The organism is Rothia sp. P5764 (assembly GCF_048512965.1).
GTDB lineage: Bacteria > Actinomycetota > Actinomycetes > Actinomycetales > Micrococcaceae > Rothia.
Window position 1 is genome coordinate 1 of the sequence record NZ_JBLXXQ010000001.1, and the last position, 13,571, is coordinate 13,571.

Here is a 13,571-nt window from a genome sequence, read left to right on the forward strand (position 1 = left end):
CTTTTCCTCCGCCCGGCCGGAGGGCAGTGAGGGGGCGGGCCCTCCCGCTTCGCTCGTGGGCCGCCCCCGCCTCTTTCTGTGAGATCTGCTCTGGTGCAGGTATCACACTGTCAGGTGCTTAGTAGGGTATCTGCCCACCCATGAGGTGCGGGCATAGCGGTAAGGCAAGCTGGCTGGGGGCTGGCCCGAATCGCCCTGTGGGCGCTAGCGAACCGGGTCAGAGGGAGGCTTGCCGACGCTATGTCCGCGCCCCAAAGCACGGGCTAGGCGCTCAGCCACTTCTGCAAGGCCAAGTAGCAGGCTCTTACCTCTGATGCTTTGACGTGCTCGTTATCGGTGTGGGCCAGTAGGGCGTCGCCGGGGCCGAAGTTGACTGCTGGGATTCCGATGTCGCTAAAGCGGGCTACATCGGTCCAGCCATACTTGGGCTTGGGCTCCTGCCCAACGGACTCAATCAGTGAGCGTGACATGGGGGCGTCCAAGCCCGGGCGGGCCGCCGATGACAGATCAACAAAGTCTAGTTGGTAGCCCTCAAAAACCTGGTGCAGGTGGGCAACAGCTTCCTCTAGGGTCTTGTTGGGGGCAAAGCGGTAGTTGATGTGGACACCGGCTTGGTCTGGGATAACGTTGCCTGCCACGCCACCTGAGATCTGAACGGCATTCAGGCCCTCTCGGTAGGCTAGGCCTTCAACTTCGTAGGTGGCAGGTTGGTAGGCGGCAAGACGGCCCAGCACATCAGCCATCTTATGGATAGCGTTCACGCCCTTCCAGGAGCGGCCTGAGTGGGCGGCTAACCCTGCGGTGCGGATCCAGAAGCGGATGGTGCCGTTACAGCCGCCTTCGATGGTTCCGTCGGTGGGTTCCAGCAGCACCGCAAAAGCGGCATCGGTGAGCAGTTGACGGTGGTTCCGCATGAGCCGGGCCAGGCCAGATAGTTCAGAGGCGACTTCTTCGTGGTCGTAGAAGACATAGGTGATGTCGTAGCGGGGGTTCTCTAGGCTGGCGGCTAGCGCTAGCTGGACAGCTACCCCGCCTTTCATATCCACCGCCCCGCGACCGTAGAGCAGGCGCTCGCCGTCTTCCTTGACCCAGGTGGCGGGGACGGTACCGGCTGAACCCTCGGTGGCTGGCAGGGGCACGGTGTCCAGGTGCCCGGCTAGGACGATTCGTTCGGCCCGCCCCAGGTTGGTGCGGGCTATGATGGCATCACCATCGCGGGTGATTTCTAGTCCCTCACAGGTGTTCAGGGCGGCTTCGACTGTATCTGCCAGTCGCGTTTCGCTGCCCGATACCGAGAAAATGTTGAGTAGGTCGGCGGTGAGATCTTCAACTGGCTGGGTGAGGTCAAGGGTTGCGGGGCCAAAGTGGGCAAAAGATTCGGCGGTGTCAGTGTGGGTGCTCATGCCCTCTACATTACAAGCAGTCCCAGCATCTAAGCACAAATTACGTAGGGCACCTGCCCTTTTCGTACACTAGAGGTATGACTGAAAATAACACCCGCGTAGCATCAGGCCTGGGCCTGGCTACAGTTGTAGCCTCCGGCGAAAATGAAGGCACTGTCCTCGATGTCTGGTACCCCGCTCCCAGCTTGACCGAAACCCCTGACCAGAGCTTTGCTGCTGAGCTAGAAGCCCTGGTTGAGGCCGATGAGGACCGTAACGTCGTCCGTGAACTGGTCAACGTCACAATCAACCTGGACGAGGCTCCTGCCAACGCAGCCGACGCCTACCTACGCCTGCACTTGCTCTCGCACACTCTAGTAGCACCCAACACCATCAATCTTGAAGGGCTGTTTGGCAAGCTCGCTAACGTTGCTTGGACTAATTTTGGTCCCGTCCTGGCCAGCGAATTCACTGTGGCTTCTTTGAAGCTCCGCCGCCGTGGCGCCCTGGTTGTTACTCACCTTGATAAGTTCCCCCGCATGATTGACTATGTTGTTCCTGCCGGTGTTCGCATTGGTGACGCTGACCGAGTCCGTCTGGGCGCTCACCTGGCTCCCGGTACCACCGTCATGCACGAGGGCTTTGTGAACTTCAATGCCGGTACCCTGGGTGAGTCTATGGTTGAAGGCCGCATCTCGCAGGGCGTCGTCATTGGCAACGGCACCGACATCGGTGGTGGCGCGTCAACCATGGGCACTCTGTCCGGTGGCGGTACCCAGCGTGTTGCTATCGGCGAGCGCTCCTTACTCGGCGCTGAGGCCGGTATCGGTATCGCCCTGGGCGATGACTGTGTGGTTGAGGCTGGCCTGTATATAACTGCAGGTTCCCGCGTAACCGTACTCAACCCCGGTGATGAGCCACGGGTTGTTAAGGCCTTGGAGCTCTCCGGTGCCAATAGCCTGCTCTTCCGCCGTAACTCGGTGTCCGGTGCTATTGAGGTTCTGCCCCGCGCTGGCAAGACCGTTGAGCTGAACTCTGAGCTGCACGCCAACTAATTAAAGGCAAGTGACCTGATCTGTTGCCCTCCCTAGAGCTAGCTGCCCTGGGGAGGGCAGTTTTCTGTCTAACCAGGAGAAATAGGGGGCTGGAAGCTGGATAGCAGGTATGCTGGAAATTGAACTCAATCCATCTTTTAGGGGAAAATGTGAAAATTCTAGTTACCGGCGGTGCAGGCTACATCGGTTCGCACACCGTCCTTGAGCTTCTGGAAGCCGGCCACGAGGTCACCGTCATGGACAACCTCTCCAACTCGTCCATGGAATCGCTGGCTCGCGTTGAAGAGCTGGCCGGCAAAACCGTTGAGTTCCGCAAGGTTGACCTGCTTGACCTGCCCGAGATGAAGCAGCTTTTCAACCTGGTTAAGCCCGATGCTGTCATCCACTTTGCAGGTCTCAAAGCTGTTGGCGAATCCGCCGAGAAGCCCCTCTGGTACTACCAGACCAACGTTGCAGGTACCCTCAACCTGCTCTACGCTATGGAGGAGGCCGGGTGTCACTCCATCGTCTTCTCTTCCTCCGCCACCGTGTACGGTGAGCCTGAGTCAATGCCGCTGACCGAGAAAATCAATATGGATGCCCAGTCCTGCTACGGCCGGACCAAGGAGCACATCGAGGACATGCTGGTTGACCTGGCGGCTTCTGACCCTAAATGGAACATCGCCTTGCTCCGCTACTTTAACCCCGTTGGTGCCCATGAGTCAGGCCGTATCGGTGAGGACCCCGCTGGTATTCCCAATAATCTTGTACCGTTTATTGCCCAGGTTGCTGTGGGTCGCCGCGAGTACCTGAACGTCTTTGGTAATGACTACCCCACCGTCGATGGCACTGGCGTACGCGACTACATTCACGTGGTCGATCTGGCCGATGGTCATCTGAAGGCGCTGGACTACATCACAAGTCACGGTGGCCTGCACACCTGGAACCTGGGTACTGGCAACGGCTACTCGGTACTTGAGGTTCTGCACGCTTTTGAGAAGGCCGCTGGTAAGGAACTGCCCTACAAGATTGTGGACCGTCGCCCTGGCGATGTCGCGGTATCTTATGCTGACCCGTCCGCCGCCCTGGCTGACCTAGGCTGGAGCGCTACCCGCGACATTGAGACCATGGTGCGCGATCACTGGAACTGGCAGAAGAACAACCCGAATGGGTACGAAGCGTAGCGAGTATCTTTCGTGAAGAAATTGCCAACGATTTGGCAATTTTAGAAAGCGCGCACAGCGCGGGACAGAAACGTAGCCAGTATTCCGTGAGCTGGTGAGATCCTAGCTCGTGGTGCGTAAACCTTAGAAGGCCCCTTTCTACTGTGCAGAGAGGGGCTTCTTCCTTAGGTTCCTGAGAGAAAAAGAGACGATGGCAGCCGAAGACTTTGAACTGATTGACCATACCCAGCGCCTTAAGTTCCGCTATCGGGTAGGTGCCCTTCTGGTCCGTGACGGTAAGTTGCTCATGACTTCATCACCCGGTGCGGGTTACTACTGGACGCTCGGTGGCGGTATTCGTGTGGGCGAGCCTAGTGCCCAGGCGGTAGTGCGTGAGGTAGCCGAAGAGGCAGGCTTACAGGCACAGGAGGTGAAGCTCTGCGCGCTGCTTGAAAACTTTGATCTACCAGGCCATCAGAAGAGACCGGGCTACTGCTCACATGAGCTGGCCCTCTACTACCGGGTCGATGTGGCGGAGAACCTCGATATTACTCAGCCTATCGACCTGGGAGAGAAAACCCTCTCGGGTAACCATGAATATCTTGAGTGGGTTCCCCTCGACTCTTTAGGCAAGTACAAAGGCAAGAAAATCTTCCCCGAGATCCTGGCACAGGATCTCCCCCGCCATCTTGCTGGTTGGCCTCAAGAGGTTATCCACCTGGTAGCGGGCCAGCGCCCCCTAACCGCCCTGGAGCAACAACGGTAACTGGCATAAAGAAGGCCGCCCCGCTCCCCTAGCATTGGGGCGCGGGGCGGCTTGCTACCAGCTACACACCGGTAGCTTAACGCTGCGGGTAATGGCGCTCGTTTTCACCGGTGTAGACCTGGCGGGGGCGACCAATCTTACGGTCGGGGTCCTGCACACCTTCGGTCCACTGAGCAATCCAGCCAGGTAGGCGGCCCAGGGCAAAGAGGACGGTGAACATGTGCTCGGGGAAGCCCATAGCCTTGTAAATCAGGCCGGTGTAGAAGTCTACGTTGGGGTAGAGCTTACGCTCGATGAAGTAGTCATCGTTCAGAGCCTTCTCTTCCAGTCGCATAGCGATTTCAAAGAGCTCAGAGTTACCGCCGATGCTTTCAAGGATCTCGTCTGCGGTCTTCTTAACGATTCGGGCACGCGGGTCGTAGTTCTTGTAGACGCGGTGGCCAAAGCCCATCAGGCGGACGCCGTCTTCCTTGTTCTTGACTTTCTCCATGAAGTCTTCGGGGCTGATGCCCTCCTTCTGGATCTGGGTCAGCATCTTGAGCACAGCCTCATTAGCACCGCCATGAAGCGGTCCGTAGAGGGCGTTGATACCGGCAGAGACGGAGGCGAACATGTTTGCGTTGGCTGAGCCGACCAGGCGTACGGTAGAGGTAGAGCAGTTCTGCTCGTGGTCAGCGTGCAAGAGCAGCAGCAGGTCAAGTGCCTTGGCATGCAGGGGGTTAATCTCGTAGTCCTCGGTGGGGAAGCCGAAACACATACGCAAGAAGTTCTCGGTGTAGTTGAGGTCGTTCTTGGGGTAGATCAGAGGCTCGCCCTTGGACTTCTTGTAAGCGTAGGCTGCCAGAGTCGGTACCTTGGAGAGCAGACGGAAGGTTGAAATCTCTACCTGGCGGGGATCGAAGGGATCCAGTGAGTCCCCGTAGAAAGTGGACATAGCCGAAACGCTAGAAGCCAGCACAGCCATGGGGTGAGCGTCACGGGGGAAGCCATTGAAGAAGAACTTAAAATCCTCATGCACCATGGTGTGACGGCGTACCATCAGGTCAAATTCTTCGAGCCTCTCAGGGGTGGGTAGCTCACCAAAAATCAGGAGGTAGGCCACCTCAAGGAAGCTGGAATTTTCTGCCAGTTCTTCTATGGGGTAACCGCGGTAGCGCAAAATGCCGGCATCACCATCGATGTAGGTGATAGCTGACTTGGCGCTGGCGGTGTTCATGAAGCCGGGATCGTAGGCTACCTGGCCTGTCTCTTTGAGCAAGCCTGCAACTTCAAAGGCACCATTGCCTTCGGTTGCTTCTACTGCGGGCAGGGGCAGGTCTTTGCCCTCATAGCTCAGCAGTGCTTTGTTCTCAGTCATTAGTTTTCCTCCTGATTATCCGAGGCCCTGGACCGTGGTGGGACAGCCAGTACCTCAAATCTGTGCCTGCCAGCTCGGAGCGCGGCCCCAGTAATCCGAGACCGCGCCCTGAGCATCAGCACCTAGTGTTATGGTCTACATTACATCAGAATGATGGGCGGGTCACATTGGCCCCTGCTAGGTGAGATAGATTACACTACTGGCGCTGACTACTCATGGGGAACTGGCTAGAGCTATTCAGCCAGACGGCCTGCGGCACGAGTAATGTCATCGTCTGAGCCGGTCAGTGCCACACGAACATAGCCTTGACCTGCCTCTCCATAGAAAATCCCAGGACCAACCAAGATGCCGCGTTCAGCAAAGCGCTGGACCGTGGCCCAGGTATCTTGACCGGCAGTAGCCCACAGGTAGAGCCCTGCCTGGGAGTTTTCAACACGCAGGCCGAACTTTTCGAGGGCGGGAAGTAGAATTTCGCGGCGGGCACGGTAGCGGTTCTTCTGAGCCTCAACATGGGAGTCATCGGCTAGGGCGGCGGTCATGGCGACTTGGACGGGGGCGGGCACAATCATGCCGGCGTGCTTGCGGGAGTTGACCAGGTTAGCCATAATGTCGGGGTCACCGGCGATGAAGGCTCCCCGGTAGCCGGCAAAGTTGGACTGTTTAGACAGGGAGTAAGCGGCCAGCACCAGTTCCTGGCTTTGGCCGCAGACGCGCGGGTCCAGGATTGAGGGTACGGGCTCACCACCCTGGGCGGTATCCCAGTGGCCCCAGCCTAGCTCGGCGTAACACTCGTCAGAGGCTACAAGGGCGCCCAGGGCACGGGCGTCGTCCACGATTTTTTTCAGTTGGGCGGTATCGCGGACGATCCCTGTGGGGTTAGCCGGTGAGTTGACCCAAATCAGGCGAACCTTGGCGCGGGTGGCCTCGTCCAGCTCCTCAAGTGAATCTGCCGCTACGGGGGTGGCTCCTGCCAGTTGGGCTCCGATGTCGTAGGTGGGGTAGGCGACGGTAGGGCGCACAACGATGTCGCCCTCCCCCAGCCCCAGCAAAAAGGGTAGCCAGGCCACGAGTTCTTTGGAGCCGATGGTGGGCATGACCTGGTCGGTGGTGAGGCCGGGGACGCCCCGGCGGCGGTCGAACCAGTCAACGATTGCCTGGCGCAGGCTGAGGGTTCCGTGGGTTGTGGGGTAACCGTGGGCATCAGTGGCCTGAGCAAGGGCTAGACGGATGACATCCGGGGTGGGATCGACAGGGGTTCCGATGGAGAGGTTGATAAGCCCGTCGGGGTGCTGCTCTGCGGCGGCACGGTAGGGTGCCATGGTGTCCCAGGGGTAGTCGGGTAGATCTAGTCCGAAGGTGCGCATGGTCTTCTTTCTTGCGTTGCGGTTGGTTCTGGTCTCTTCACCCTATTCTAGGGGCTTGTGGGCGGGCCCCAGGGCTCGGGTGGCTTCGTCCTTGGGTTGGGGCAGGTGTGACAAAGCTCCGCAGACCCTGGCGGGTGGCCGGTCTGCGGAGCTTTATCAGCTTGAGGTATGTGTTTTCCAGGGTTTATGGCTTACACGGCAGGATCATGGCTTACCCGATGGCGCGGGGCTGGCGTGATTTGCCCTTGTGAGCGGAGCGCACCGGGCAAGAGGGTCAGCCGAGCAGGCGTTAGCTTGCGGTGCTGAAAGCCTACGGTGCTGAAAACCTTAGCTTAGCGCAGAAGTGCGCGAATCGAGCGCGAAGCCTTAGCCCTGGTTCTGAGGCGGCAGCGCCGCGATGAAGGGTACATCCTTGTCGATTTTGCCCAGGCGGGCAGCTCCACCGGGTGAGCCGAGATCGTCGAAGAAGTCGGCATTGGCAGCGGTGTAGTCTTCCCATTCTTCGGGAACGTCGTCTTCATAGTAGATGGCTTCTACGGGGCAGACGGGTTCGCAGGCGCCGCAGTCTACGCATTCGTCGGGGTGGATGTAGAGGGAGCGTTCGCCTTCGTAGATGCAGTCAACGGGGCATTCTTCGACGCAGGCGCGGTCTTTTACGTCGACGCAGGGCTGGGCAATAATGTAGGTCATTGTTACCTTTCAGGTGGGGGCGTTCCGTTGCGCGGTTGGGTGTTTTTAGCTGTGCTCTAGTGTATCGGTTTCACTGAGTGGGGGCAGATTTTTGTGACCGATGATATAGCTTAGGGTTTGTTTATTTATTCTTCTGGCGGTAGCGGCTTGCGCTGATGATGCTAAGAGCTGTGACCGCTAGGATCCCGAAGGCCCAGAGGGTACCAACGATTCCGGGTGGGTTGATGGGGTTAATGTAGACCAACAGAGAGTTGCCTTTGGCGAAGGCGAAGGTGCCGGTGAGGAGGAAGGCTACTGCCCCTACGAGTGTGGCGGCCCAGTTTTTTTCGGTGTGGATTGCGGCCCAGGTGGCGGCGAAGTAGACGGTGAGCAGTGCCAGGGCTAAGCCCCAGGGGAGCCAGAGACCTTTGGAGATGTACCAGATCTGGGTGTGGTACATGGTTCCGGCAAAGCCTGAGATAAGGCCGAGTGCGCTTGCGGTGATAATTGAGTTGATGGGGCCGGGGGCTTCTGTGATTTCGTCGGTGGCGCTGGCTGTGGGGGGTGGGGTGATGTTTTGGCCTTGTAGTTTGCGGTAGGTTTCTACTGCGGTGATAGGTTGGGTCACTTTGTTGGAGTATTCGAAGGTGGTCGGGCCGGTGATGGTGATTTGGGTGGCGTGGGCGCGCATGGCTTCGCGTTTGCCTTCAATTTTGCCACGGATGACGGCTTGTTGGCGGGTGTCGGTTTCTTGTGGTTGGCCTTCGATACCCCAGACGGCAATGGGTTCGGCGGTGGTGCCTGCGATCAGATCGAGGGCCGCCATAACAACTTCGTGGGTGCGCTTGTGGTCGGGGTGGCCGTAGCCGCCATCTGCGTCGTAGGTGACGATGACGTCGGGGCGTATTGCGCGTATGGTTGCGGCGACAGCTTCGGCCTGCGGTTTGAGGGGTAGGTGGGTGAGGCAGTCGTCTGCAGCGAGTGGGTTGGCTGCGGCGCGGCCGTCGCTACCCCATGCCATGCCGGAGTCCCGGTAGTGAGTTCTCTCCCCCGGTAGTGCGCTGGGGCCTTGCCCCAGGAAGAGGTGGTCACGAACGCCGAGTTCGGTGAGGGCGGCTTTGAGTTCTCTTGTGCGGAGCTGGCCTAGTTGGCGCCCACGGTCGGTATTTGCGGGGTGTTCTGCTTCGAGGTGTTTGAGTGCGGGATCAATGACTTCGCCCATTTCGCCCCGGGTCATGGTGAGCAGGTCTACGGTGGCTCCTGCTGCGGTGAGCGCGGCGATGGTGGCTCCTGTTGATGAGGATTCATCGTCGGGGTGGGCGTGTACGAAGAGCAGGGTGGTGTCTTGGGGGGCGCGCCCGTCGGGAATGAGCGTGAAGACGGCGTTTTCTGTGATGAGTTCACCGGCTACGGGGTAATAAGGCTGAGCGTCATTGTTCATGGTGCGATTTTTCTCGTGGGGGTGCCATTGATGATGTACCCCCTTATTCTATCTGGCTTCACTGGGGTGTAGCTGGGGTTTACCTGCCGGGCAGCAGTGCGGGGTTGCGGTGCTGCTGCTAGGGTTTGCCTGCTCAGAGCAATAGGGGCTTGTTTGGCCCGCTACGAGCCGTGGGCCGTACTCGCAAGGAGTACGGCCCACGGTCAATACCGGCTACTAAGGTTTAGGCGCGGTTACGGCGGCGTGCTTCGCGCACGCGCTCGTTGGCATCAAGAATAACCTTGCGGATGCGGATGGCTTCGGGGGTAACCTCAACGCATTCGTCCTCGCGGGCCCATTCAAGTGACTCTTCGAGGGTCAGCTTCTTGGGGGGAGTCATGTTTTCAAAGTTATCTGCCGATGCTGAGCGCATGTTGGTCAGTTTCTTTTCGCGGGTGATGTTGACTTCCATATCGTCGGCGCGTGAGTTCTCGCCAATGATCATGCCCTCGTAGACCTCGGAAGTGGGTTCAACGAAGATGGTGCCGCGTTCCTGGAGGGCAATGATGGCGTAGGGGGTGACGACACCGGCACGGTCGGAAATCATGGAACCGTTGGAGCGGTAGTCGATGTCCCCGGTCCAGGGCTCGTAGCCGGTGGAGTAGGAGCTGGAGATACCTGCACCGCGGGTTTCGGTCAGGAACTTGGTGCGGAATCCAATGAGGCCGCGGGCAGGCACGGAGAATTCCATGCGAACCCAGCCGGTGCCGTTGTTAGCCATCTGTTCCATGCGACCTTTACGCCCAGCCATAAGCTGAGTGATAGCGCCCAGGTACTCTTCGGGAACGTCAATGATCATGTGTTCCATTGGCTCGTGGATCTTGCCGTCGATGGTCTTGGTAACGACCTGGGGCTTACCCACGGTCAGTTCGAAGCCTTCGCGGCGCATCTGCTCAACCAGGATAGCCAGTGCCAGTTCGCCACGCCCCTGTACTTCCCAGGCGTCGGGGCGCTCGGTGGGCAGAACCTTGAGGGAAACGTTGCCGATCAGTTCTTTATCAAGGCGGTCCTTGACCTGGCGGGCGGTGACCTTAGCACCCTTGACCTTACCAGCCAGGGGTGAGGTGTTGATACCGATGGTTACAGAGATCGCGGGGTCATCGACCTTGATCAGGGGCAGGGGCTTGGGGTTCTCGGGGTCGGTGAGGGTTTCACCGATGGTGATGTCCTCAATACCGGCAACAGCCACGATTTCACCGGGGCCAGCCTGGTCGGTGGGTACGCGGTCGAGTGCCTTGGTTGCAAGGAGTTCGGAGATACGGACGTTCTTGGTCTGGCCGTCCTGGCGTACCCAGGCTACGGTCTGGCCTTTCTTGAGGGTGCCGTTGAAGATACGGAGCAGAGCAAGGCGACCCAGGAAGGGCGATGAGTCCAGGTTAGTGACGTGCGCCTGCAGAACCTCATCGGGGTTGTAGGTGGGGGCAGGGACGTGCTCAAGGATGGTTGCGAACAGCGGCTCAAGGTCGTCGTTATCGGGCAGAGCGCCATCTGCGGGCTGGTTGAGTGATGCTGCACCGGCCTTACCGGAGGCGTAAACGATGGGAACAGTCAGCAGGGCGTCGATGTCAAGGTCGGGGACCTCGTCGGCAAGGTCGCCTGCCAGACCCAGGAGCAGGTCCATAGATTCGCTGACCACTTCGTCGATGCGGGCGTCGGGGCGGTCAACCTTGTTAACTACGAGGATTACCGGCAGCTTAGCGGCAAGTGCCTTGCGCAGAACGAAGCGGGTCTGGGGCAGGGGCCCTTCAGAAGCGTCAACCAGCAGGACAACGCCGTCCACCATGGACAGACCGCGCTCAACCTCACCACCGAAGTCGGCGTGGCCGGGGGTGTCGATGACGTTGATGGTGACTTCTTCACCGTTTGCGGAGGGGCCGGCATAGAAGACGGTGGTGTTCTTGGCCAGGATGGTGATGCCCTTTTCCTTTTCGAGGTCCCCGGAGTCCATGACTCGGTCTTCGACATCGGTGTGGGCGCTAAAGGCGTTGGTCTGTTTGAGCATCGCGTCAACGATGGTGGTCTTGCCGTGGTCAACGTGGGCCACGATTGCCACGTTGCGAAGGTCGCTCCGTGATGCGGTCTTCTGAGTTTCAGACATGCGGTAAGTATCTCGCTTAATGGTTGGGATTACATAAAACGCCGGAAGCGCCCCGGACCCCAAACAGGGACTAGGGGCACAGGGCTTTACCTTTTAGTATAGCGACCCCTTGCCAGGGTCCGGCTATCTTCTGGGACACACAGGTTCAGCGCGCCCCGGCGCTGGAGAGCTAGAGCAGATGGGGCAGCCGCAATTTTAAATGAGAAACCCCACCACTGCTGAACAGTGGTGGGGTTTTATACTAGCCTCAAGCGGCTAGATATTTGACCTGACTAATCCTGTTTCCAGGGTGTCTTGGTGTTCTTGCCTACAGCAGGCATGGAACCGGTAATCGTTTGAATCTGCTCGATTGCAGCTGTATTAGCTTCAATCTGAAGGGAGACCTCATCAACTGCCTTTTCGACTGCTTCTTCTACCCTAGCCTCCACAGCCTTATCGAGAACATCATCCAGGTGCTGATCTACAGCGGCTGAGAGTTTATCCTCTACACCTTCAGCTACAAGCTCATTGACACGATCGCCGATGCTTTCGTGGATTGAGTCTTCAATCTCCTCACGAGCGTTGCGCCTCTGAGCACGGACAAAGAGGCGGTGCTCAACGCTCAAAGCCTTGTAGAGCGAAAGGCACATCATAAGGATGACCAGGGAGAAGGGAAGGGCGGTCAGAATTGCAACGGTCTGAATGGCCGAGAGCGAATCGGTCCCACCAATAATTACCAGGGAAATTGCGGTGACAGCCGCAACCAGCACCCAGAAGACCCTAATCCAGGTCTTGGGTTCCGGTGAACCGTTGGTTGAGAGCATGCCCAGAACCAGCGCACCGGAGTCAGCTGAGGTAACGAAGAATACGGTGATGAGGAGTACCGCCCCAGCGGTGAGCACTGCTCCCCCGGGTAGGTTGTGGAACATCTGGAAGAGGGCGTTTTGCGCCGAGACGCTGCCGTCCTCCCCAACCAGGTTGCCAGCCCCAAAGAGCTGCTGATGAAGTGCGGTACCACCCAGAACTGAGAACCAGAAGAAGGAGGTCAGGGCAGGTACCAGCAGAACACCGACCACAAATTCACGAACCGAACGTCCCTTGGATACGCGGGCAATGAACATGCCAACGAAGGGCGACCAGGAGATCCACCAACCCCAGTAGAAGGTAGTCCAGGCTGCCTGGAACTGTTCGCCATCAACACCGTAGAGAGCTAGGGTCTCAAAGGTCATTGCCACAATGTTTTGCAGGTAGTCACCGATGGAGCCTACGAAGTTCCTAAAGAGGAAGAGGCTGGGGCCAACCACCAGAACAAAGAGACAGACGATAGCAGCCAGAATGAGGTTGCCGTTGGAGAGCCACTTCATGCCCTTTTCAAGGCCTGTGACCACGGAGAAGAGGGTGATAGCCATGAGGGCTACAATGATGCCAATGAGCCAGCCGTTACCCTCGGCAGGGATATCCATGTATCCCAGGCCTGCGGCGATCTGCATAACACCCAGGCCTAGGGAGGTTGCAACACCAAAGAGGGTGCCTACCAGGGCGATAACATCGATGACATCGCCGGTTAGGCCTTTGACCCTATCGCCCAGAAGCGGTTTGAGGGAATAGCGGATTGAAAGCGGCAACTTGAGACGGTGGGTAGCGTAGGCGATAGCTAGACCGACAATGACGTAGATGGCCCAGGGGTGAAGGCCCCAGTGCAGGAAGGACTGGCTCATAGCCGCTTGGGCTACCCGCTCCTGGGTGCCCCCGCCAACGCCGGGGCGAGGATCCACAAAGTGCATGAGGGGCTCAGTTGCCCCGTAGAAGACCAGGCCGATGCCCATACCGGCGGCGAAGAGGAAGGCAAACCAGGTCATGAATGAGTAGGTGGGCTCGTCGTCGTCATCGCCTAGCTTAACGTCGCCCATGCGGGAAAATCCCAGATAGAGGGCGAAAATAACGAAGAAAGCAACAATCGCTACATAGTACCAACCAAAGTAGTTAATAACGTCTGCCTGTAGCGCATCGAAAATTCCCTTAGCTTTGCTGGGAAAGAGAAGGGTTGCTCCAATAAAGAGCACCATAATAAGGGCTGCTGGAATAAAAACCCTGGGGGCTAGGGATCCTTCACGCATATTAGCCCGGGTTGCTTTGTCGATATCGCCCTTGCGCAGGTCGGGGCCTGACCCCGGTGGCGCCGTACTTTCGGTAACTGACATAGTAATTTCTTTCTGTATCTCGTTTCGACCTCTTGAGTAATGCATCGAGTTCCTTCATCCCGCGGCGTACCTTATTAG

The 13,571-nt window shown here is 58.3% G+C and carries 10 protein-coding genes; 3 read left to right on the forward strand and 7 right to left on the reverse strand.

All coding sequences use genetic code 11. The features are described from left to right. Nucleotides 1-263 precede the first annotated feature (263 nt). Nucleotides 264-1,403, reverse strand: coding sequence for a succinyl-diaminopimelate desuccinylase (gene dapE, locus ACN08Y_RS00005; RefSeq protein WP_419110706.1), 1,140 nt, complete (start codon nucleotides 1,401-1,403; stop codon nucleotides 264-266). Nucleotides 1,404-1,480: 77 nt separating this feature from the next. On the opposite strand from dapE, the gene dapD reads away from it, so the two are divergent. From dapD to ACN08Y_RS00020, 3 genes are all read left to right on the forward strand, one after another. Next, nucleotides 1,481-2,437, forward strand: a complete 957-nt coding sequence (dapD, locus tag ACN08Y_RS00010; protein WP_419099416.1) for a 2,3,4,5-tetrahydropyridine-2,6-dicarboxylate N-succinyltransferase — start codon at nucleotides 1,481-1,483, stop codon at nucleotides 2,435-2,437. A gap of 149 nt (nucleotides 2,438-2,586) precedes the next feature. Next, nucleotides 2,587-3,600: a UDP-glucose 4-epimerase GalE gene (galE, locus tag ACN08Y_RS00015; protein ID WP_419099415.1), complete on the forward strand. Its 1,014-nt coding sequence runs from the start codon at nucleotides 2,587-2,589 to the stop codon at nucleotides 3,598-3,600. Nucleotides 3,601-3,790: 190 nt separating this feature from the next. Then, on the forward strand, nucleotides 3,791-4,345 hold the full coding sequence (locus ACN08Y_RS00020) for an NUDIX hydrolase (protein WP_419111506.1): 555 nt from the start codon (nucleotides 3,791-3,793) through the stop codon (nucleotides 4,343-4,345). A gap of 76 nt (nucleotides 4,346-4,421) precedes the next feature. Here ACN08Y_RS00020 and ACN08Y_RS00025 read toward each other — a convergent pair whose 3' ends face one another. The 6 genes from ACN08Y_RS00025 to ACN08Y_RS00050 all read right to left on the reverse strand — a co-directional run bounded on the left by ACN08Y_RS00025 (nucleotide 4,422) and on the right by ACN08Y_RS00050 (nucleotide 13,493). Beyond that, complete coding sequence (locus ACN08Y_RS00025; protein ID WP_419105486.1) at nucleotides 4,422-5,702, reverse strand: citrate synthase; 1,281 nt, start codon at nucleotides 5,700-5,702, stop codon at nucleotides 4,422-4,424. A gap of 233 nt (nucleotides 5,703-5,935) precedes the next feature. Beyond that, entirely contained in the window at nucleotides 5,936-7,066 is a 1,131-nt protein-coding gene (dapC, locus tag ACN08Y_RS00030) for a succinyldiaminopimelate transaminase (protein ID WP_419111507.1), read from the reverse strand. A 366-nt stretch (nucleotides 7,067-7,432) separates the two neighbouring features. Beyond that, a complete protein-coding gene (gene fdxA, locus ACN08Y_RS00035) occupies nucleotides 7,433-7,756 on the reverse strand; it encodes a ferredoxin (protein ID WP_419099411.1) in 324 nt (107 codons plus the stop codon). A 121-nt stretch (nucleotides 7,757-7,877) separates the two neighbouring features. After that, nucleotides 7,878-9,176: a PIG-L family deacetylase gene (locus ACN08Y_RS00040; RefSeq protein WP_419111508.1), complete on the reverse strand. Its 1,299-nt coding sequence runs from the start codon at nucleotides 9,174-9,176 to the stop codon at nucleotides 7,878-7,880. Between the two features lie 223 nt (nucleotides 9,177-9,399). After that, nucleotides 9,400-11,313, reverse strand: a complete 1,914-nt coding sequence (gene typA / locus ACN08Y_RS00045) for a translational GTPase TypA (RefSeq protein WP_419099409.1) — start codon at nucleotides 11,311-11,313, stop codon at nucleotides 9,400-9,402. A 272-nt stretch (nucleotides 11,314-11,585) separates the two neighbouring features. Then, nucleotides 11,586-13,493 carry a BCCT family transporter gene (locus ACN08Y_RS00050; protein WP_419111509.1) on the reverse strand — a complete coding sequence of 636 codons (1,908 nt, stop codon included), beginning with the start codon at nucleotides 13,491-13,493 and terminating at the stop codon, nucleotides 11,586-11,588. Nucleotides 13,494-13,571: the final 78 nt, after the last annotated feature.